The sequence below is a fragment of the Flavobacterium sp. NRK F7 genome (assembly GCF_024054195.1).
GTDB lineage: Bacteria > Bacteroidota > Bacteroidia > Flavobacteriales > Flavobacteriaceae > Flavobacterium.
In genome coordinates this window covers 136001-158801 of sequence record NZ_JAMXLB010000001.1, presented here as the reverse complement: position 1 = coordinate 158801, position 22801 = coordinate 136001, and the positions used below count along the sequence as shown (strand labels likewise).

Below are 22801 nucleotides of genomic sequence, written 5' to 3'. Positions count from 1 at the left end.
GTTTCAACTATTTCTACCTTTTTTTGGTTTTACCTAAAAGGGTTACCCAATAATCATTCCGGCTATTGTTGCAGATAATAGTGAAGCAATACTTCCGCCAATAACTGCTTTTAATCCAAACTCAGATAATGTTTTTCTTTGATTAGGAGCCAAAGAACCAATTCCTCCAATTTGAATTCCGATAGAGGCAAAGTTGGCAAAACCACAAAGCATATAGGTGGCCATAATTACCGATTTTTCATAGGTAAAATGGATGTCATTAGCAGCATTCTTTAATTCGGCCAATTGAATATAACCAACAAATTCTGAAGCAGCTAATTTAATTCCTAATAATTGTCCCATCAGCATCATGTCTTCTTGTGCCACACCAATTAACCACATTAAAGGAGAGAAAATAAGTCCGAGAATCGTTTCTAATGAGAATTTGGAATAGGGTGTGTTATCAGCAATAATAGTATTTAATCCAGACCAATCTCCAATCCACCCTAATGTATAATTAATCATGGCGATAAAAGCAATGAATACTAGTAGCATAGCTGCTACATTGGCAGCCAATTTTAACCCTTCTGTTGTTCCTGTCGATATAGCATCTAAAATATTAGAACCAATTTTTTCTTTTGAAACTTCAACATTGGTGTCAATGGATTCTGTTTGAGGATATAATATTTTTGAAATAACAATGGCACCTGGTGCTGCCATAACTGAAGCAGCTAATAAATGTTTAGCAAATTCTAATCGTAGCACAGGGTCATTACCGCCTAAAAAACCAATGTAAGCAGCAAGTACTCCGCCAGCCACCGTAGCCATTCCACCTACCATTACAAGTAAGATTTCAGACTTGTTCATTTTCTCTAAATAGGCTTTAATCATTAGTGGTGCTTCTGTTTGTCCTAAGAATATATTACCTGCTACAGATAAACTTTCAGCTCCGGATATATGCAATAGTTTGGTTAAGACTTTTGCTAATCCTTTTACAACAATTTGTATTATTCCTAAATAGAATAACAAGGAAGTTAAAGCTGAAAAGAAAATGATAGTTGGTAAAACTTGAAATAAAAAGATGAAGCCAAAACTTTCAACATTCATCATTCCGCCTAGAAGAAATTCGCTACCTGCTCTAGTAAAATCTAATACTAGAACAAAAAGGTTACCTACAAATTCAAATGCAGATTTTACAAATGAAATTTTTAGTACTCCAATAGCCAAGATTAATTGTGCCGCTAAACCAATAAAGACGGTTTTCCAATTAATAGCTTTTCGGTTTGCACTAAACACGAATGCGATAGCTAGTAAGGCTAACATTCCTAAAATACCTCTTGCAATTCCACTTGCAGTTATTCCAGTACTTTTTACTAAAGTGTTAGTGGTTTCAGTTGACTTCTTAATTTTATTTGAAGAGAAAAAAGAATAGGCTTTGTCTCCTTTTTTTAAAGTAAGTGTTGAATCGGTTTTAGTTTCAATTACGAAACGTTTTGTAGGTGAATCTGAACCGTTTTCAAAAAGAAATAAAAATTTATCTTGTATTAAATAATCGCCTTTTTGAAAAAGACTGTCATTAGATAATTGGAGTTGGTAAGTGCCTTCTTTTAATTCTAAATAATCGTTTTTAGAAGTGCCTAATTGCCATTTTTTTTCAATTTCTTGTGCATTTATATTTAAAAAAGTAAATATAAGAGAGAGGCATAAAAATATATTTTTAATCATTATGGATGTAGTATTAAGATTCTTTTTTAGAGATTTCATCTCTTATTTTTGCAGCTTTTTCATAGTCTTCATTTTGTACGGCTTCTTCTAATTTATCGTACAATTCTTGTAAGGAAAAACCGCTATATTCTTCTTGTGGAGAAACGACAGGATCATCACTTCCAAAAGTTTCTGGAGTGGATAAAACATCATCGGTTTCGTTGCTGTTCTCTTCGTCTTTTGAGGGGTTTATTTTTAAGTAGATACCCGCTTTGTCTAGGATATTTTTGTAAGTAAAAATGGGTGCTCCAAAACGTAGTGCTAATGCAATTGCGTCGGAAGTACGCGCGTCGATTATTTCTTCAATTTTATCTCTTTCACAGATGATACTTGAAAAGAAAACACCATCTACTAATTTATGAATGATGACTTGTTTTACAATTATGTCAAATCGATCTGCAAAATTTTTAAATAAATCGTGGGTTAGGGGGCGTGGCGGTTTGATTTCTTTTTCCAAAGCTATGGCTATGGATTGTGCTTCAAAAGCACCGATAACGATAGGTAATTTTCGTTCTCCATCCACTTCATTTAAGATGAGTGCATACGCACCATTTTGTGTTTGGCTATAGGAAATGCCTTTTATTGTTAATTTGACTAAACTCATTATATAATTCGTAACAAGTACTGATTGAATATAAAAAACAATACTTAAAGATTATTAAAATAAACTATGATTCTATTTAGCCCTGATGGTAGCGATATCTTTTATGCGGATGTAATCTGCATAAAAAATAAAGCGTACAGCAGGAAAATGGTTGGCAAAAATACCAAAAACATTCGCTCCAAAAATAAAAAAAAGAGCTATCTAAACAAAGATAACTCTAATTTTAATATAATATATTTTTGAACAATTAAAAATTAAGCATTGTTTGCTTTAAAAGCTTTTAGTTTTTCAATTAATTGTGGCACTACTTCAAAAGCATCACCTACTACACCATAATCTGCTACTTTAAAGAAAGGAGCATCAGCATCTGTATTGATAACTACTTTAACTTTAGAAGAGTTAATACCAGCAATATGTTGAATAGCACCTGAGATACCAATAGCAATGTATAAATTAGCGGCCACAGGTTTTCCAGTTTGTCCAACGTGCTCACTGTGGGGTCTCCATCCAATATCAGAAACAGGTTTTGAACAAGCTGTAGCAGCTCCTAAAACAGAAGCTAATTCTTCAATCATTCCCCAGTTTTCAGGACCTTTTAAACCACGACCTGCAGAAACTACGATTTCAGCATCAGCAATCGTAACTTTTCCAGTTACTTTTTCGATGTTTTCTACTTTTACTCCAAAATCAGCATCATTTAATGAAGGTGTAAAGTCTTCTTCAGTAAGTGAAGTCTCAGATTCAAAAAGTCCAAAAGAGTTTTTAGCAACTCCAATAACTTTTACCTCTGTATTGATTTCAGTAATGTTGAATGCTTTATTGGAAAAAGCATTTCTTTTTACTTGGAAAGGACTAGTGCTTACCGGTAATGCCACTACATTTGAAGCATAACCCGCATTTAAACTTACGGCCACTAAGGGAGCCAAGTATAAACTGTCTGTTGTTGACGATAATACTATTAATTTAGTGCTTTCTTTTTCAGCTGCTTGTTTAATTACATCGGCATAAGCCTTTGCATTAAAAGGGCTTAATTTGTCATTAGAAACTTTTAATACTTTAGAAACACCATATTTTGCTAATTCAGATGTATTCGCTTGGTTAACAGTAACTGCAGTTACTGTTGTGCCCATTGCATCTGCTACTTTTTTTGCATAAGAAGCTAATTCTAATGCTACTTTTTTAAATTTTCCTTCTGCTGCTTCAGCATATATTAAGATTGACATGATTCTATATTTTTATGTTAATGGCTAAATTAGATTACTTTTGCTTCGTTATGAAGTAGATTAATTAATTCGTCTAAATTATCTGGACTAATTAATTTAACTGCTGATTTTGGAGCAGGTTTTTCAAATTTAACAGCTTGAGTTGCGTTGCTGTCGTTTGTTGGTTCGTTAACGGCTAACGCTTTTGAACGTGCCATCATAATTCCTCTCATATTTGGAATTCTAAGGTCTTTTTCTTCTACTAGCCCTTTTTGTCCACCAATAATTAGTGGTAATGTAGTTGAAAGTGTTTCTTTACCACCGTCGATTTCTCTTACAGCAGTCGCTTTATTACCTTCAATTTCTAAACCTGTACAAGAATTAACAAAATTGTATCCTAATAATCCAGCCATCATTCCAGGTACCATTCCACCATTGTAATCCAATGATTCTTTTCCAGCAATAATTAAATCATAACCACCTTGTTTTACCACTTCAACAAGTTGCTTTGCTACAAATAAACCATCTGTTGGATTTGCATTGATACGAATGGCTTCATCTGCTCCAATGGCTAATGCTTTTCTTAATGTAGCTTCTGCATCTGTACCACCTACATTTACTACAGTAACAGTGGCACCTTGCTTTTCTTTAAACCAAACGGCTCTAGTTAATCCAAATTCGTCGTTTGGATTGATTACAAATTGAACACCGTTTGTGTCAAATTCAGTATCATTGTTTGTGAAGTTGATTTTTGATGTAGTATCAGGTACATGGCTGATGCAAACTAATATTTTCATTGTTTAATTTTTGAGATTTAATGGCACGAAATTACAAAAAAATGTTTAAAAATACTATGCATGCATAATAAATTTTTAATTATTTTTTATTTTATAGGTGAATGTTGTATTAATCTTGATAATTTTAACAAGAAAAAAACTTTTACTTTCTGTATTTAAGTGAAGAGATGAATGTGGTTAAGTGCTTATAGGAATTAAATTTGTTAGTTATAATCCTTAATTCACGTTTTATTTCCCAATTTTTGTTTACGAAAAGGTTATCGTTAATATTAAAATTCTAATATTTAATTTATCGACACGTAATAATTTAATTTTTTCCTATTTTTGCGATTCAATAAATAAATTAAAAGATACAAGGTGTTGTTTTTGCAGCATTTTTAAATTTAACATCCATATAATGAAGACAATTCAATTTAGAGAAGCTATTTGTGAGGCAATGAGCGAAGAAATGCGTCATGATGAATCTATATATTTAATAGGTGAAGAAGTAGCGGAATATAACGGTGCTTATAAAGCATCTAAAGGAATGCTTGATGAATTTGGGCCAAAAAGAGTTATTGATGCGCCAATTGCTGAGCTAGGATTTGCTGGTATAGCAGTAGGTTCTGCAATGAATGGGAATCGTCCTATTGTGGAATTTATGACCTTTAACTTTTCACTAGTAGGTATTGATCAAATTATTAATAATGCTGCAAAAATGAGGCAAATGTCTGGTGGTCAGTTTAATATCCCTATTGTTTTTAGAGGACCAACAGCTTCTGCAGGTCAATTAGCAGCAACACATTCACAAGCTTTCGAGAGTTGGTATGCCAATTGCCCAGGACTTAAAGTTGTAGTTCCTTCTAATGTATACGATGCAAAGGGGCTTTTAAAATCGGCAATTCGTGATAACGATCCTGTTATTTTTATGGAATCGGAACAAATGTATGGAGATAAAGGAGAAGTGCCAGAAGGAGAATACACATTACCTTTAGGGGTAGCAGATATAAAGAGAGAAGGTAAAGATGTAACTATAGTATCTTTTGGAAAAATTTTAAAAGAAGCTTTTATTGCGGCTGATGCCTTAGAAAAAGAAGGGATTTCATGTGAAATTATCGATTTAAGAACCGTTCGTCCTTTAGATTATGATACCGTTTTAAACTCAGTTAAAAAAACAAATCGATTAGTGATTTTAGAAGAAGCATGGCCTTTTGGAAGTGTTGCATCGGAAATTACTTATATGGTTCAAGAAAAAGCATTTGATTATTTGGATGCTCCTATTCAAAGAATTACAACTGCAGATACACCAGCTCCTTATTCACCAGCTTTGTTAAAAGAATGGTTGCCAAACGCAGATGATGTAATTAAAGCAGTAAAGAAAGTTGCTTACAAGTAAATAAAAACTTATTATATTTGAAACTTCATCAAGTAATTGATGGAGTTTTTTCTTTTTTTGAATTTAAAAATATGCGCTTACAAAAAATATTGTTTCTGTTTTTTTTATTTTCTGTTTTTGGTTTTGCTCAAACTAAAGTAGGAGGTAAAGTGGTGGATGAGTTTGGAGAACCCGTTCCATTTGCAAATGTTATTTTTAAAAATTCGAAAGAAGGAGTTATTACAGATGAAAATGGTAATTTTTATTTTGAATCCAAACAAAATTATTCCACTTTACAAATTTCATTTATCGGTTTTGAAAAAAAGGAGATTCCATTAAAACCAGGATTGAATACTGGATTAAATATTGTTTTAAAGGAAGGAACTCAATTGAAAGAAATTGTGGTTTATTCAGGTAAAACATCTAAAAAAGATAATCCAGCACTAGATATTCTCAGAAAAATTTGGGAAAGAAGAAGAAAGAATGGACTCAAAATGTTCAATCAATATGAATATGATAAATATGAAAAAGTAGAATTCGATTTAAATACCATTGATTCTGCTTTTATGGCAAGTAAGATGTTCAAAGGCATGGAATTTGTATTTGAACAAATCGATACGTCTAATATATCTGGAAAAACATATTTACCAATTTTTATCAACGAAACCTTGAGTAAAGTATACGGTGATAATGATTCCAAAAAATACAAAGAAATCATTGAAGCGAATAAAAATTCTGGTTTTAGTTCGGGAGATGGGGTGAATACCTTTATTAAAGATTTGTATGCCGACTACGATATTTATGATAATTATTTAAAATTCTTCGATAAAGATTTTGTAAGTCCTTTATCTCGTACAGGAATCAATGTGTATAATTATGTTCTGAATGATAGTATGTTTATCGATAATAAATGGTGTTATAATATTGTCTATTATCCAAGGCGAAAAAATGAACTTACGTTTAAAGGTGATTTTTGGGTAAACGATACCACATTTGCTATCAAAAAGATAAATCTAGAAGCCAGTAAAAGTGCTAATATCAACTGGGTTAAAGAAATTTATATAGAGCAAGAATACGATGTATTAAACGATTCTGTTTTCTTATTGAAAAGAGATTACATGATGTCTGATTTTAGTTTTTCTAAAAAAGAAGAGTCTAAAGGAGTATATGGTAAACGAACTACTCTAGCGAAAAACCATCAATTTGATATCAAAAAAGAGGATAAATTTTATAAAGAAGAGGTCAATTATTATGATAATGAAGTCTTTAATCGTCCTAAAGAATATTGGGAAACCAATCGATTTGAAGCGCTGAACAAAAATGAAGCTGGAATCTATAAAATGTTAGATACCTTAAAAGAAGTGCCTCGCTTTAAAAGAATATATAATTTAGCCTCTATCTTAGGAAGCGGTTACATCGAAATCCCAAAATGGAAAATGGATTACGGACCTATTTTTTCTACCTTTGGATATAATGATGTGGAAGGAATACGAACACGTGTTGGTGGAAGAACTTATTTTGGGAGTAATGATTTATGGAGAATTCAAGGTTATTTAGCCTATGGTTTCAAAGACGATAAAGTAAAATATGGTATTTCTGGAAAATGGATGGTAGATAAAAAGACAAGAATTATCTTATCAGCAGGAAATAGAAGAGATGTAGAACAAATAGGAGTAAGTTTAACCACTTCAAATGATGTGCTAGGAAGAAGTTTTGCTTCCTCTTCCTTGTTTTCTAGTGGAATTAATAACAAATTAACCTCAGTTAATTTAACAACTTTAGGCTTTGAAATTGAACCCGCTAAAAACTTAACCTTTCAAGCAAATTTTTCGTATAGAACATTGGAATCTGCCTCTAACGAATTTAGCTTGAATTATTATACAGATGCCTCTAGAACTACTACAGAAAGCATGGTCAAACAGTCGGAAATTAATCTGGTAGCCGAATTTACTCCTAAAAGAAGAACCGTTGGTTATGGTGTAGAGCGGTTATTGGTTGATAATAATTTTCCAAGAGTCTTTGTTAGCTATAGTCAAGGTTTAAAAGGGGTAATGAATAGCGATTTTGATTATCAAAAAGTACAATTGTATTATCGTCAACCAGTTTTAATTGGTGGTTTCGGAAGATTATTTACAACTATAGAATTAGGTAAAACTTTTGGTCAAATTCCGCTAGGGTTAATGGGAGTCATTCCAGGAAACCAATCCTATTTTATTATAGATAATACCTATAACCTTTTAAATTACTACGATTTTGTAGCCGATGAATATGCTTCTTTGCATTTTGAACATCATTTTAATGGTAGATTGTTTTCAAGAGTGCCTTTATTAAGGAAATTAAATTGGAGAGAAATTGTAGGTATAAAAGGGGTTTATGGTACAGTTTCAGAAGAAAACCGTCTCATTAATGCCTCAGGTCTAATTTATAGAGCACCAGAAGATGTGTATTGGGAATACAATGCAGGAATTGGGAATATCTTTAAAGTATTACGAATCGATTTCGCATGGAGAGGAAGTTATTTAACCATTCCTGATGCCAATAAATTTACCGTTAAGGCTTCTTTCGGATTTTATTTTTAATCCTTTGGGTGTTCCCTTTCAGGTCGCGTCTTTCACTCTATCTTTTTTGTTTCTTGAAAACAAAAAAGGATGCCGTTACAACCGCTAACACAAAAGAAATAACATGAAAAGAGCCATTCCTTTTTTACTTCAAAAAGACGCTGTTTTTCAGGAAATCTTGAATTTGTATGGACAGCCCCATATTTCCACAAGACCAGAAGGTTTTGTGTCACTTTGTAAGCTAATTATAGAACAGCAAGTGTCCTTAGCTTCTGCTAAAGCATGTTTTCTAAAATTAGAATCTTTCTTAGGAATGGTATCACCAAAAACAATTCTCAAGGCTTCAGAAAAAGATTTGAGAAATAATGGTTTGTCCAAACAAAAAGCCAATTATCTCAAAGCATTAGCAATTGCTGTAATTGAAAATGAATTGGATTTGGAAAGCCTTTCCCAAAAAGAGGAAACAGAAATCAGAAAACAACTAACAGCTATAAAAGGAATTGGGAACTGGACTGCCGATGTGTATATGATGTTCTGCCTTCAAAAAGAGAATGTATTCCCCATAGGCGATATCGCTTTGCAAAATACCCTTAAAGAATTATATCCAGTAACAACTAAAGAAGAAATGCTAACTTTAGCCAAAAAATGGGAACCACATACTTCTTTAGCGACTTATTTTTTCTGGCATTATTACTTAAAAAAGCGCAATAGAGCACCTTTGGTTTATTAAATTGTTAAATAACAATTATTTTACCTTTAGTTGCAAAATAAATTGGGAATTCATTCTTTAAAAAAATCTAGAATGATTACATTTGCACCCGCTTTAAAAATAAAAAAAATGACAGCAGATAAAGTTACAACATTTGATGTATTGATAGAAATTCCAAGAGGAAGTAGAAACAAATACGAATATGATTTCGAGTTAAAAAGAATGCGTTTTGATAGAATGTTATTTTCTTCTATGATGTATCCTGCAGATTACGGATTTATTCCAGAAACTTTAGCTTTAGATGGAGACCCATTAGACGTTTTAGTTTTAGTAAACGAACCTACTTTTCCAGGTTGCGTTATGGAAGTAAAACCTATTGGTGTATTCCATATGGCTGATGACAAAGGACCAGATGAAAAAGTAATTTGTGTACCTGTTTCTGATCCAATTTGGAATAAATTAAACGATTTAAGTGATGTAAATCCGCACTTAATTAAAGAAATCGAACATTTTTTCCAAGTTTACAAAGACCTAGAAAATAAAAAAGTAGATGTAGAAGGTTGGGGAGACGTAAATGAAGCAAAAGAAATTTTAGTAAAATGTACCAACCGTTTCAACGAATTAGAAAATAAACCAGAAGGATTATTTAGTATTAAATAAATTGTGATAATCCATGTAAAAAAGGCAATATTCATTAGGAATATTGCCTTTTTTGTTTATTTTTGTTAAAAACCTTAAAATAAGTTTAACTAAAACAACCAAAAAAACTGTATGGATTCAATAATGATTTATGTGCCTGTAATTATGGCATTATTAGGTTTAGCTTTTATGTTTTATAAAAGAGCCTGGGTTTTAAAACAAGATGCTGGAGATGGTAAAATGAAAGAAATCTCCGACTATATATATGAGGGAGCTTTGGCTTTCTTAAAAGCAGAATATAAATTGTTAACTTTTTTTGTTATTGGAGCCAGTATTGCTCTAGCGGCAATTTCATTTATAGTGCCAACAACACATATACTTATTGTAGTAGCTTTCATCTTTGGAGCTATTTTTTCTGCATTAGCAGGAAATATGGGGATGAAGATTGCTACCAAAACGAATGTTAGAACAACTCAGGCTGCAAGAACCAGTTTACCTCAGGCGTTAAAAGTGTCTTTTGGCGGTGGAACTGTTATGGGTCTTGGTGTTGCAGGATTAGCCGTTTTAGGTTTAACAGTGTTTTTTATTATTTTATTCCAAGTTTTTATGAATGGAGTTTGGGAATCAACCATGTTTGATGGGGTTCAAAAATCTCCAACTGAATTGATGACTATCGTTTTAGAAACCTTAGCAGGCTTTTCTCTTGGAGCAGAATCCATTGCTCTTTTTGCACGTGTAGGTGGCGGAATCTACACTAAAGCGGCTGATGTAGGTGCGGATTTAGTAGGTAAAGTTGAAGCAGGAATTCCAGAAGACGATCCTCGAAATCCAGCTACAATTGCTGATAATGTGGGTGATAATGTAGGTGACGTCGCAGGTATGGGAGCGGATTTGTTTGGTTCTTATGTAGCAACGGTATTAGCAGCTATGGTATTAGGTAATTATGTTATCAAAGATATGGGTGGTGCCATCCAAGATGCTTTTGGAGGGATTGGACCTATTTTATTGCCAATGGCAATTGCTGGTTTTGGAATTTTATTCTCTATCATTGGAACTATGTTAGTAAAAATTGCTTCTGATGATGCTAAAGAAAAACAAGTTCAAGGTGCTTTAAATATTGGTAACTGGGTTTCTATAGGATTAACATTAGTTTCTTGTTATTTCTTAGTACAATATATGTTGCCAGAAACCATGAAATTAAATTTCTATGGGGAAGGCTTAAAAGAAATTTCATCTATGCGTGTTTTCTACGCTACAATTGTTGGTTTGTTTGTAGGTGGAGCTATTTCATCAGTTACAGAATATTATACAGGATTGGGTACGAAACCCGTCTTAGCGATTGTTCAAAAATCTTCAACAGGTGCTGGAACTAATGTGATTGCTGGTTTAGCAACCGGTATGATTTCTACTTTTCCAACAGTATTATTATTTGGTGGCGCTATTTGGGCTTCTTATGCTTTAGCAGGGTTTTATGGTGTTGCTTTAGCAGCTTCTGCAATGATGGCAACAACTGCTATGCAGTTAGCTATTGATGCATTCGGACCTATCGCTGATAATGCAGGTGGAATTGCTGAGATGAGTGAGTTGCCAAAAGAAGTGCGTACTAGAACTGATATTTTAGATTCAGTAGGGAATACTACTGCTGCAACTGGAAAAGGATTTGCAATTGCTTCTGCAGCATTAACTTCATTGGCTTTATTTGCTGCTTATGTTACTTTTACAGGTATTGATGGAATTAATATTTTTAAAGCCCCAGTATTAGCCATGTTATTTGTAGGCGGAATGATTCCTGTAGTTTTCTCAGCTTTGGCGATGAATTCTGTGGGTAAAGCTGCTATGGATATGGTGTACGAAGTACGTCGTCAATTCAAAGAAATTCCAGGAATAATGGAAGGAACTGGAAAACCAGAATATGGTAAATGTGTGGAAATCTCTACAAAAGCGGCTTTACGCGAAATGATGTTGCCAGGTATTTTAACTATTGGCTTCCCTATTGCAATTGTTTTATTAGGAATGTTAGTATATCAAGATAATAACCAATTAGTAGCAGAAATGTTAGGAGGCTATATGGCTGGAGTTACCGTTTCAGGCGTGCTTTGGGCTGTTTTTCAAAATAATGCGGGTGGTGCATGGGACAATGCTAAAAAGTCTTTTGAAGCTGGTGTTGAGATTAATGGAGAAATGACTTATAAAGGTTCTGATGCTCATAAAGCAGCTGTAACTGGTGATACAGTAGGGGATCCTTTCAAAGATACTTCAGGACCTTCAATGAATATTTTGATAAAATTAACGTGTTTGATTGGTTTGGTTATTGCTCCAATTTTAGGAGGGCATTCCGCTACTTCTGAAATGGCTATGGGGGCGTGTTGTCATAAACATGGTGCAATGGTGGAATGTGCATCCATGAGTGAGGCTGAATGTATTGAAAAAGGCTGTATGAATCCTAATTGTAAGATGTTACAAGGTGAAGTTATACACAGCTTAAACCATGATGTTCATGCAAATTCGGAAACTCGTAAAGAAGTACAAATTGAAAAAACAGTTGCTGAAAATGGTACTGTCAAAGCGGTTGTGAAAATAACTGAAATGCATGATGGAGAGGAGAAGGTGTCCGAAAAAACTTTTGAAGGTACAGATGCAGAAGTTACTGCACAAATAGAAATGCTTAAATAATTTTTTCTAAAATATTTTCACACAAAAAATCTCTTTTAATGTATTTTGAAAGAGATTTTTTGGTTCTAGTATAGGTTTCAATACATTTATAACTGATTTAAAAACAATATGAAAAACAGAAGAGATTTTTTAAAAACGACAGCAGCAGCTTCTGTTGGTTTAGCGTTATATTCGTTTAAAACGAAGGAAGAAAATAGCAATCAAAAGAGCAGTGCAATAAATAAACCTATAGTTTTGTCAACTTGGAATTTTGGAATTCAAGCTAATGAAGAGGCCTGGAAAATTCTAAACAATAGAGGAAGAGCTTTAGATGCAGTAGAAGCGGGTGTTAAAATTCCTGAAGGAGATCCGAATGAAAGAAGTGTTGGTTTTGGTGGTAGACCTGATAGAGATGGGAAAGTAACTTTGGATTCTTGCATTATGGATGAATTTTCAAATATTGGTTCTGTAGCTGCATTGGAACATATTAAACATCCTGTATCAGTTGCTAGAGCTGTTATGGAGAAAACACCTCATGTCATGTTAGTGGGAGATGGTGCTTTACAGTTTGCACTTTCTCAAGGATTTCAGAAAGAAAATTTATTGGTTGAAGCTTCTGAAAAAGAATGGAAAGAATGGCTGAAAAAGAGTGAGTATAAACCTATTGCTAATATTGAAAACCACGATACGATTGGTATGATTGCTTTAGATAGTCATGGTAATCTTTCTGGAGCTTGCACTACTAGTGGAATGGCTTTTAAAATGCATGGAAGAGTAGGTGATTCTCCTATTATTGGTGCAGGATTATTTGTAGACAATGAAATTGGAGCTGCTACTGCCACAGGACATGGAGAAGAAGTCATTAGAATTGTAGGCTGTCATTTAGTGGTCGAATTAATGAGACAAGGAAAAACACCTCAAAAAGCTTGTGAAGAGGCAGTGGCACGAATTGTTAAACTTACAAAAAACAGAAATAAAAACTTAAAAGATATTCAAGTTGGATTTATCGCGCTAAATAAAAAAGGAGAGTATGGCGCTTATTGTATACAAAGTGGTTTTAATTATGCAGTACAAGATACTTCTGGAAATAAATTAATAGATTCGGCTTACTTTTTGAAATAAATTGATCCAATAATGCCATCATTAGAAATTGCCTGCTTTAATTTAGAATCTGCTGAAATCGCTCAAAAAAACGGAGCTGATCGCATAGAATTATGTGTTGAAATGAGCATAGGAGGTACAACGCCTTCACTCGAAATGATTCAAAATGTGAAAGCAAAAATAAACATTCCTATATATGTGATGATTCGTCCGAGAGGTGGAAATTTTGTTTATAATGAAACAGAATTGGAATGGATGCAATCAAAAATAAAAGTAGTAAAGGAAATGGGAATTAATGGATTTGTTTTCGGAATTTTAGATGTTGAAAATAAAGTAGATGTGATTCAAAATAAAGCTTTAGTTTCTCTAGCAAAACCTTTACCGTGTACTTTTCATAGAGCTTTTGACGAAGTTTCAAATCCTTTCCAAGCATTAGAAGAACTTGTTGCATGTGGTTTTCAAACGATTTTAACTTCTGGAAACGCAAAAAATGTTAACGATGGTGCTACTCAGTTAAAACGGTTAGTTCAAAAAGCAAATAACAGAATAATTATTATGCCAGGAGGAAGTTTACGTTCTTCGAATTTGAAAATGATTCAACAAAAGACAAATGCAATATTTTATCATTCTTCTGCTATTACTGATGGAACAGAAACTGCCGATCCCATAGAAATTCAACGCTTAAAATCGATATTAAATGAATAAGTATTTGGTCTTGTTTTTCTTCCCTATTGTGTTTTTTGGGCAAAACTTAAAACGGTCATTAAGTAGTGAAAATTGGAAATTTAAACAAGTTGATACAAAGAATTGGTTTACCGCAACAGTTCCTGGTACGGTTCATACTGATTTGTTAGCCAATAATGTAATACCTGATCCTTTTTTGGAAACCAATGAAAAAAATGTACAATGGGTCGAAAAAAAAGATTGGGAATATAAGACTTCTTTCTTTCTCTCTCAATCTGAAATGAATTTTAAAAATATTGATTTGCAGTTTGATGGTCTTGATACATATGCTTCTGTTTTTTTAAACAACCAACTTATTTTGGAAGCCAATAATATGTTTCGAATTTGGAAAATTCCCGTTAGAAAGTATTTGTTAGAAGGAGAAAATATACTCAAAGTGGTTTTCAAATCAGCAGTGATTGAAGAGCAACATATAGCTAAGAAGCAATCGGTTCAATTGCCTACAGATGAAAGAGTGTATTCAAGAAAAGCACCCTATCAATATGGTTGGGATTGGGGACCAAGATTGGTTACAGCAGGAATTTGGAAAGATGTAAAATTACATTTTTGGAACCAACTTACTTTGGTAAACAGTAGTTACAAACAAGTTCAATTGGATTCTCAAAAAGCTGATTTAGAGTTTAACACAACAGTGTTTTCTGAAAAAAAACAAGTAATTACAATAAAGGTTAATGACTCAATTGCAAAGGTTGAATTACAAAAAGGATTGCATAAGATTCCAATAAAATATAGGATAAATAACCCTAAATTGTGGTGGTGTAATGGTTTAGGTGAACCCAATTTATACGCTTTCAAGATTAGTTTGTTTGACGATTTACAAGAAATAGAATCACAAGAAATGAACATTGGTTTACGAACCATTGAATTAATTCAAGAACAAGATGCTATAGGGAAAAGTTTTTATTTTAAGCTGAATGGCAAGCCTGTTTTTATGAAGGGAGCCAATTATATTCCAGAGGATAGTTTTTTGCCAAGAGTTGCGGATAGTGTTTCTCAAAAACGAATTGAAGACGCAGTGGCAGCAAATATGAATATGTTGCGTGTTTGGGGAGGCGGTGTATATGCTAGCGATGCTTTTTATAACGCTTGTGATAAAAATGGAATTCTAGTGTGGCAAGATTTTATGTTTGCTTGCGCCATGTATCCAGGAGGGAAAGATTTTTTAGAAAACATAAAGCAAGAGGTAATCGATAATGTAAATCGAATTCAAAATCATCCTTCTTTAGCACTTTGGTGTGGCAATAATGAAATAGATGAAGCGTGGCATAATTGGGGTTGGCAAAAGCAATTGAAGTATTCTAAAGCAGATTCTACTCAAATATGGAAGGATTACCAAAAAGTATTTCACGAATTACTTCCAAATACGTTGGATAGTTTGTATCCAGAAAAAAAAGCGATTTATTGGCCATCTTCTCCTTCCATTGGTTGGGGAAGAAAGGAAAGTTTGCTACAAGGAGATGCTCATTATTGGGGTGTTTGGTGGGGAAAAGAACCTTTTGAAATATACGAAGAAAAAGTGGGACGTTTCATGAGTGAATATGGATTTCAAGGAATGCCAGATATGACTACTTTTAACTATTTTTCGAATGGAAATCAATTAGAATTTGATTCCGAAAGTATAAAAAGCCATCAAAAACATCCCACAGGCTATGAAACCATAAAAGAATACATGCAACGCGATTATATAATTCCAAAGACCTTTGAAAATTATAGTTATGTTTCTCAATTGTTGCAAGCAAAAGGCATGAAAGTAGCTATTGAAGCGCATAGAAGGGCAAAGCCTAATTGTATGGGAACACTCTATTGGCAGCTCAATGATTGCTGGCCTGTTACCTCTTGGAGTTCTGTTGATTATTTTGGGAATTGGAAAGCGTCGCATTATCAAGTAAAGCAAAGTTTTGAAAACCTCCTTATTTCGGTTGGAGAAGACAAAGAAAAATATCAGGTGTATTTGGTAAATGATAGTTTGCAAGATATTTTAGGTAATTTAATTTTGAAAACTATAGATTTTAATGGAAAAGTACTTTTTGAAAAGACTATTCTAACAGAAGTGAAAGCAAATTCAAGTCAAATCGTGTATACCTTTTCAAAAAAAGACATTCCTAAGAAATATCGAAAAAAATCAGTGGTGCAACTTCAGTTTGTAACGAAAGAGAAAAAAGTGAATACTACTTTTTATTGGGTTAAACCCAAAGACTTACAGTTGCTAAAACCAGGTCTAAAGATTACAAAAATAGATGAAGTAACCTATGAAATTACATCAAATGTAGTAGCTAAAAATGTGTGTTTGTCTTCAGATGAGAAAACTCATTTTAGCCACAATTATTTTGATGTTTTGCCGAATGAAGTCTATACCATAAAAGTCACACAACCTGTAAAAACAGTTTCTGTTAAAAGCTTATTTGATACCCTAAATTAGATATGTTTGCCAACTTCCCAGCCTGTTTTTTCTAAATATTGGTTCCCACTTTCAATGGCTCCTTCTTCTAAGGTAGTTCCCATAGAATCATTCCAACGATTTAAATAACCAAAAAGTGAGATAACTCCTAGCATTTCTACTATTTCACCTTCGTTCCAATGCTTATATAATTCTGTTTTAATAGCTTCATCAACAGTATTTGGAACCAAAGAAGCTGCTAATGAAAAATCTAATGCGGCTCTTTCAGCATCTGAAAAAGCAGGATGCGTTTTATATTCCCAAATGTTATTTAATTGCTCTTGTTCTGCACCGTAGCGTTCTGCTGCTCTTATCGCATGCGCTTGACAATAACGACAGCCAGTAGCATTACTACTTACCCAGGCAATCATTCTTTTTAAAGCTGAAGTAACGCGACCTTGGTTTTCCATTACTGCCATATTTAAATTGATAAAGGCCTTTGATATGGCAGGTCTGTGTTGCATTGTTAAAACCGAATTAGGACAAAAACCTAAAGTCTCATTAAAAAAAGTGGCTAACTCTTTTGTTGCAGTATCATGATCAGGGTGTAAAGGAGTGACTAAAGGCATGTTATTTTTGTTTTAGTTGTTAAATGAAAACCCCCTCTTTTGGAGAGGTTTAAATTAAAATAAACCGTTTAATTCGGCATCAATTTTGTTAATAATACTTCCTAAATCTTCAGGATTGTCTACAAAATTTATATTGTCTACATCGATAATGACTAATTTTCCTTTGTCATAGGTTTCAATCCATGCTTCATAGCGTTCATTTAATCGACTTAAATATTCAATAGAAATTGTGTTTTCATAATCTCTACCTCTTTTGTGAATTTGACTTACTAAATTAGGAATTGAACTTCTCAAATAAATCAATAAATCAGGCGAGCCTACTAAGCCTTCCATTAAATCAAATAAAGATTTGTAATTGTTGTAATCCCTATTAGTCATTAAACCCATAGTGTGAAGGTTAGGCGCAAAAATATGCGCATCTTCATAAATTGTTCTATCTTGAATGGTAGTTTTACCTGATTCTCTAATTTGCAATACTTGTCTAAAACGACTGTTTAAAAAGTAAATTTGTAAATTAAAACTCCAACGTTCCATTTGATGGTAAAAATCATCTAAATACGGATTATCAACAACATCTTCAAAATGTGCTTCCCATTTAAAATGTTTTGCTAATAATTTTGTTAAAGTGGTTTTCCCGGCTCCAATATTTCCAGCAACTGCTATATGCATTACGGTAAAAGTATTTTATAATTAATAACTTTGTTTGGGGTAAAAATAGATAAAATTCCATTTTTATAATAGAATTTATCAAATGAATTTTTAGAAATATTTATTTCATACTGTTTGTTTTTCTTGATGTCTAAAAAAATAAGCTTTTCTTCTCTTTTGAAAATGCAATTTTCATCCGAAAGGATTTGTATGCTATCATACTCGGGTAGTTTGCCTAAAGAATTTATTTTCCCAAAGATTGAAATACGATATCCATTTTTTTCATCATCTATCCAATAAAAATAATTATAATCGGTAGCATAATCTACTATTTTATGGGTTAAAGGTGTAGATAAATAGTTGTAAGTATTTGTATTGAAATTGTACAAACCTATTTTTTGACTTATAAAATCATAAAACCAAATTTGATTTTGAATAGCGAGTCCAATACAGTCAAAATTAATAATGTCATCAATTGTGTTTCCTTCTATTTTATGTGTTTCGTTTAATTGATTATCAACCAGTATAATAGTGTTGAAATCTTTATAAAATAAAACAATTTGTAAAGGATTATAGATATCAACATGAGTTAAATTTCCTAATGAAATAGCATTATAACTTATTGTTTTATCTGCTGTTTTTTTGTAAAAAACATTATTGGTTACATAATAAAGATTTTGATTGTTGTTTTCAAGAAACACTTTATTTTCCTTAGGGATAGAATCCAACGGAACGGTTGTAATTTTTTCTTGTCCAAATGTTACAATAAAAAAAATAAAAAATAAAAATGTGTAATTCAATTTCATCTAAGAAAAATTAAACCTTTTTTAAAAAATAGAATCTAAAGATAGTATTTTAACTTTATATTTACTGAAATACTGTAACAAAAACCATTTTTGAGAGTCTATATAATAGCTGTAAAAACTAAAAAAACATGAAAAAAATACCTTTATTGTTGGCTTTATTTGTTTCCCAATACTTTTTTGCGCAAGAGTTTCAAGGTACTGCTGTGTATGAATCAAAGACAAGTACGGCAGAGCTTATGAAAAATTTTGGAGGCAATCGAGAAATTACTCCAGAAATGCAAAAAAATATTGAAGAACGAATGAAAAAAATGTTTGAAAAAACGTTCATTCTAAACTTTAACAAATCGGCTTCTATTTATAAGGAAGAAGAAAAATTAGATGCACCTGGAACCAATAATGGAGGGCGCATGATGATGTCGATGATGGGTGGCGGTGGAACGCAGTATAAAAATGTAAAAGAAAAGATGTATGCTGTAGACAAAGAGTTTTTTAGTAAAGAATTTTTAATTAAAGATAGTTTGCCAAAGTACCAATGGCAAATGGGTTCTGAAACTAAAAAAATTGGGGAGTACACTTGTTTTAAAGCTACTGCAGTAGTGGCAACAGATCCAACAGATTTTAGAAATTTTAGAATGAGAGGTTCGCGTAACGATGAAAATAAAGAAAAAGAACAGAAAGAAAAAGATTCTGTTAATGGATCCAAAAAAACAAATTTCATGAATGACGATATCGAACAGATAAAGGAAAAAACAATTACGGCTTGGTATTGTCCTGAAATTCCTATTAATCAAGGGCCTGATAAATATTGGGGTTTGCCTGGATTAATTCTAGAGGTTAATGATGGCACAACAGTATTACTATGTTCTAAAATTGTATTGAATTCTAAAGAGAAAGTAGAAATTAAAGCGCCTACAAAAGGAAAAGAAGTTACTCAGAAAGAATATGACGAAATTGTCAAGAAAAAAATGGAAGAAATGAGAGAAATGTATGGAGGTCAAAGAGGTGGCGGTCCAGGAGGAAGAAGAGGATTCTAATTTTTAACCAATTAATTTATAACCTCGACCTCTACTGTTAATGATTTGAACGGTAGGGTCGAGGTTTAATTTTTTTCGCAATCGCGTAATAAAAACATCCATACTTCTGCCGCTAAAAAAATCATCATTTTCCCAAACAATAGTTAAAATAGTCTCCCTAGTAATTATTTCTCCTTTGTTTTTTAATAATAATTCTAAAAGTAACGCTTCTCTATTCGTTAATGAAAATGTTTCTTTGGGATGTGTTAATAGCTGTGTGTCAGGATTGAAGTGATACTTTCCTATTTGAAAATTTGTTTTTTTCTCGATTTGGAGTTTTCTTTCTGTTAAAGCAATGATTCTAACAATTAATTCCTCCATACTAAAAGGCTTTCTAATGTAATCATTGCAGCCAATTTTAAAACCCGTAACTACATCTTGTGTTTGAGATTTAGATGTTAAAAATAAAATAGGAGTTACTTTGTCTGCTTTTCTTATTTCGGTTGCCACTGAAAAGCCATCTTTTTTAGGCATCATGATATCTAATACGATTGCATCAAATGAATTTTTGTAAAACACTTCTAATGCAGTTTCTCCATTTTCACACAAATGGACTACAAAATCACGATTTTCTAAACTCTCTTTGATGATTAAACCTAATGAGGATTCATCTTCTGCTAACAATATTTTAAGTTTAGTATCCATAAGGTAAAATAATTCTAAAGACAGTAGGGTTTGTGTTCAGTAATTCTAATGTGCCGTTGTGTTTGTGAATGATTTCTTTTGAATAATACAATCCAATTCCATATCCTTTCACATCGTGTAAATTTCCAGTTGGAATTCGGTAGAACTTTTCAAAAATAGATTTTTCTTCAGTTTTTGGAATACTATTACCATTATCTTCGACATCAATAATAATATTGTTGTTCTCTTTTCTACATTTTATAGTTATTGTGTTTCCACCATATTTAATTGCATTATCAATCAAATTTGAAACAACATTATCCAAATAAAAGGAATCACCAGAAACAAAAAGCGGTTTTTCGGACCCAATAAAAGCAATCTCTTTAGTTGTGATGGTTTTGTATTTTTCAGTAATGTTTTTTAAAAAAGAAGTAATATTGATTTCTTCATAACTTAAACTTAATTCTTCTGTAGATAAAGTAGCGGTCTCTAAAATCTTTTCTACCATACTTTCTAGTTTTATAAGTTGGTTTTTAGAAATGGAAATGTATTTTTTATTTTTTTCTAAATCATTAGTAGGATTGAAATTACTCATGCCTTCTAAAGCTGTAGCAATGGTAGTTATAGGTGTTTTAAATTCGTGAGTAATATTGTTAATAAAATCGTTTTTTATTTCATCCATTTTTTTTTGTTTGTTAATGGTGTAAAGCATAAAAAATAAACAACCTATTACAGCCAATAAGAAAACAAAAGATAATAAAAGTTCAACTCCCATGCGTTGAAAAAGTTGCAAATTGGAATACTTAAAATCTAATAGTAAAGTTTCATCTGGTTTGAAAAAGGAAGATTTAGGGATGATTTTTTCAGAAAACGACGTTTTATTTGCAGAGAAATAATAAAATAGAGAATCTTTTTTTCGATGTTCAAAACCATATTCGAGTCCAATTTTTTTTCGGTCTAATTCTAATTTAAAAATTGAATCTAAGGTTTTATATCTAATGGTGTCACTAGACATATTAATTACAATTCGATTCGGAAATTGTTCTACACCACCAATTTCTTTTTGAGCTGTCATGCCTTTTAAAACTCGAATGGATTTGTTTTTTGGGTGCGAATCTTGTTTTGTGTCCGCAAAAAATATTTTTGTATCAATTTTGATATTATCATCGCTAAAACTTTCCAAAAAAAGACTATCTGTTTCTTTTCTTTTAGGAGATTTCGTCCTAATTTCATTCTTGAAAAGAGGATCTTTTAAAACCAGATTGATAAAATCTTTTGATTTTAAATTTTTATCCGTACTAAAAAAACTAATTACATCTTTTTTAGATTGTTCAGTAAAATACATTTCTAATGCTTTGTCATAAGCAATCTGAATTTCATTAAAAAGTCGGTTTTTATTGGTAATGTAATTTTTATAATTCCAATATACTTGAAGACATATCGTACTTAAAATAACGATACTTATAAATAAAAATATTTTTTTGATATTCACATTCATGTTTCAAAAATAGGAAGTATTTCAAAAGAATTAACACTGTTAACATACGTTAACAAACATTAACCCTTTGTTTGTATAAGAATTTTTTAGTTTGTCTCATAATTTTAAATAAGCGAAAATGAAAACTTTAACCTTTACAACATTATTCTTGTTTTTTGTATTAATTAATTGGGCTCAAAGCCTTGAAGGTGTAGTGTATTATACCTCAAAAACGCAATTAAAAGATTTTAATATTACAAGTAATGATCTAACACCTGAAATGAAAGAGGATATGATGGAAAAAATGAAAAAAGCATTTGAAAAAACCTTTACTTTACATTTTACCAACTTTGAATCTATTTATGAAGAAGAGGAAAAATTAGCGAAACCAAAACCTTCTTCGGGTCCAAATATAAAAATGGATTTCATAGGGAGTAGTACTTCTGGGAAACTGTATAAAAACTTTAAAAATAGGCAATACATAAAAGAAGACGATATTTTTGGAAAAGAATTTCTAATAGTAGATTCTTTGCAAAAGATGAATTGGAAATTAACAGAGGAACAAAAGAAAATAGGAAATTATCTATGTTTTAAAGCTGAATTGAGTATTCCAGTTAGTGAAGAAGACAAAAAACAATATGAAGAATTTAAAAAGAAAAAAGAAGCAGGTAAAACCAATCTGTTAGAATTGAAAGAACCAAAGGAGGAGATTATAGAAGCTTGGTATACTTTAGATATTCCTATTTCAAATGGTCCAGGAAAATATTGGGGGCTACCTGGATTAATTTTAGAATTACATGAATTTAATACTGTTTTTTTGTGCAATAAGCTTGTTTTAAATCCAAAAGATAAAATTGAAATAAAAGTTCCAAAAAATGGCAAAAAAGTTTCACAAAATGAATTTGATTCTATACAAGTGAAAAAGTTAAAAAGTATGACGAATGAAAATGGGGTAATTGAAATTAGAATCAATTAAACCTTTTTAAAAATAGAAGGTCTAAACGATGAAATTAACGAATTAAAATGTAACAAATGCCAATAAATTTAGTCTTGTATATGAATAA

At 32.0% G+C, this 22801-nt stretch carries 19 protein-coding genes; 10 read left to right on the top strand and 9 right to left on the bottom strand.

Annotation, left to right across the window (positions count from 1 at the left end; all coding sequences use genetic code 11):
- Positions 1–42: 42 nt before the first annotated feature.
- The 4 genes from NHF47_RS00630 to NHF47_RS00615 form a co-directional block, all read right to left on the bottom strand.
- A complete protein-coding gene (locus NHF47_RS00630) occupies positions 43–1704 on the bottom strand; it encodes a NupC/NupG family nucleoside CNT transporter (protein WP_252763104.1) in 1662 nt (553 codons plus the stop codon).
- Between the two features lie 13 nt (positions 1705–1717).
- Positions 1718–2347 carry a bifunctional nuclease family protein gene (locus tag NHF47_RS00625; protein ID WP_252763103.1) on the bottom strand — a complete coding sequence of 210 codons (630 nt, stop codon included), beginning with the start codon at positions 2345–2347 and terminating at the stop codon, positions 1718–1720.
- A gap of 254 nt (positions 2348–2601) precedes the next feature.
- A complete protein-coding gene (locus NHF47_RS00620) occupies positions 2602–3570 on the bottom strand; it encodes an electron transfer flavoprotein subunit alpha/FixB family protein (RefSeq protein WP_252763102.1) in 969 nt (322 codons plus the stop codon).
- Positions 3571–3599: 29 nt separating this feature from the next.
- Positions 3600–4346 (bottom strand): electron transfer flavoprotein subunit beta/FixA family protein, encoded by a 747-nt coding sequence (locus NHF47_RS00615; RefSeq protein ID WP_252763101.1) that lies wholly within the window; start codon positions 4344–4346, stop codon positions 3600–3602.
- Positions 4347–4743: 397 nt separating this feature from the next.
- Here NHF47_RS00615 and NHF47_RS00610 point away from each other — a divergent pair, with 397 nt between their 5' ends.
- From NHF47_RS00610 to NHF47_RS00575, 8 genes are all read left to right on the top strand, one after another.
- Entirely contained in the window at positions 4744–5721 is a 978-nt protein-coding gene (locus tag NHF47_RS00610; protein WP_252763100.1) for a pyruvate dehydrogenase complex E1 component subunit beta, read from the top strand.
- A gap of 71 nt (positions 5722–5792) precedes the next feature.
- Entirely contained in the window at positions 5793–8279 is a 2487-nt protein-coding gene (locus NHF47_RS00605; protein ID WP_252766045.1) for a DUF5686 family protein, read from the top strand.
- Between the two features lie 103 nt (positions 8280–8382).
- The gene (locus NHF47_RS00600) at positions 8383–8988 is read left to right on the top strand and encodes a DNA-3-methyladenine glycosylase (RefSeq protein ID WP_252763099.1); all 606 of its coding nucleotides are present in this window, start codon (positions 8383–8385) and stop codon (positions 8986–8988) included.
- 108 nt (positions 8989–9096) lie between these two features.
- A complete protein-coding gene (locus NHF47_RS00595) occupies positions 9097–9627 on the top strand; it encodes an inorganic diphosphatase (RefSeq protein ID WP_252766044.1) in 531 nt (176 codons plus the stop codon).
- 111 nt (positions 9628–9738) lie between these two features.
- A complete protein-coding gene (locus NHF47_RS00590; protein ID WP_252763098.1) occupies positions 9739–12279 on the top strand; it encodes a sodium-translocating pyrophosphatase in 2541 nt (846 codons plus the stop codon).
- A 108-nt stretch (positions 12280–12387) separates the two neighbouring features.
- Complete coding sequence (locus NHF47_RS00585) at positions 12388–13380, top strand: isoaspartyl peptidase/L-asparaginase family protein (protein ID WP_252763097.1); 993 nt, start codon at positions 12388–12390, stop codon at positions 13378–13380.
- Between the two features lie 12 nt (positions 13381–13392).
- The gene (locus NHF47_RS00580; RefSeq protein WP_252763096.1) at positions 13393–14064 is read left to right on the top strand and encodes a copper homeostasis protein CutC; all 672 of its coding nucleotides are present in this window, start codon (positions 13393–13395) and stop codon (positions 14062–14064) included.
- Positions 14057–16522, top strand: coding sequence for a glycoside hydrolase family 2 protein (locus NHF47_RS00575; protein WP_252763095.1), 2466 nt, complete (start codon positions 14057–14059; stop codon positions 16520–16522). Before NHF47_RS00580 ends, NHF47_RS00575 begins: the two co-directional genes overlap by 8 nt.
- On the opposite strand, the gene NHF47_RS00570 is transcribed toward NHF47_RS00575, so the two are convergent.
- From NHF47_RS00570 to NHF47_RS00560, 3 genes are read right to left on the bottom strand one after another with little or no spacing between them, the layout of a single operon-like run.
- A complete protein-coding gene (locus tag NHF47_RS00570; RefSeq protein ID WP_252763094.1) occupies positions 16519–17109 on the bottom strand; it encodes a carboxymuconolactone decarboxylase family protein in 591 nt (196 codons plus the stop codon). The genes NHF47_RS00575 and NHF47_RS00570 overlap by 4 nt on opposite strands.
- 54 nt (positions 17110–17163) lie before the next feature.
- Positions 17164–17778, bottom strand: coding sequence for a deoxynucleoside kinase (locus tag NHF47_RS00565; RefSeq protein WP_140997441.1), 615 nt, complete (start codon positions 17776–17778; stop codon positions 17164–17166).
- On the bottom strand, positions 17778–18563 hold the full coding sequence (locus tag NHF47_RS00560; RefSeq protein ID WP_252763093.1) for a hypothetical protein: 786 nt from the start codon (positions 18561–18563) through the stop codon (positions 17778–17780). The genes NHF47_RS00565 and NHF47_RS00560 overlap by 1 nt, the downstream gene beginning before the upstream one ends.
- A 128-nt stretch (positions 18564–18691) precedes the next feature.
- On the opposite strand from NHF47_RS00560, the gene NHF47_RS00555 reads away from it, so the two are divergent.
- Entirely contained in the window at positions 18692–19597 is a 906-nt protein-coding gene (locus NHF47_RS00555; RefSeq protein WP_252763092.1) for a GLPGLI family protein, read from the top strand.
- Between the two features lie 3 nt (positions 19598–19600).
- Here NHF47_RS00555 and NHF47_RS00550 read toward each other — a convergent pair whose 3' ends face one another.
- Together NHF47_RS00550 and NHF47_RS00545 are read right to left on the bottom strand one after the other, a co-directional pair.
- Positions 19601–20281 (bottom strand): response regulator transcription factor, encoded by a 681-nt coding sequence (locus NHF47_RS00550; RefSeq protein WP_252763091.1) that lies wholly within the window; start codon positions 20279–20281, stop codon positions 19601–19603.
- Entirely contained in the window at positions 20271–21758 is a 1488-nt protein-coding gene (locus NHF47_RS00545) for a sensor histidine kinase KdpD (RefSeq protein WP_252763090.1), read from the bottom strand. Before NHF47_RS00545 ends, NHF47_RS00550 begins: the two co-directional genes overlap by 11 nt.
- 118 nt (positions 21759–21876) lie before the next feature.
- Here NHF47_RS00545 and NHF47_RS00540 point away from each other — a divergent pair, with 118 nt between their 5' ends.
- Positions 21877–22713, top strand: coding sequence for a GLPGLI family protein (locus NHF47_RS00540; RefSeq protein WP_252763089.1), 837 nt, complete (start codon positions 21877–21879; stop codon positions 22711–22713).
- Positions 22714–22801 lie beyond the last annotated feature (88 nt).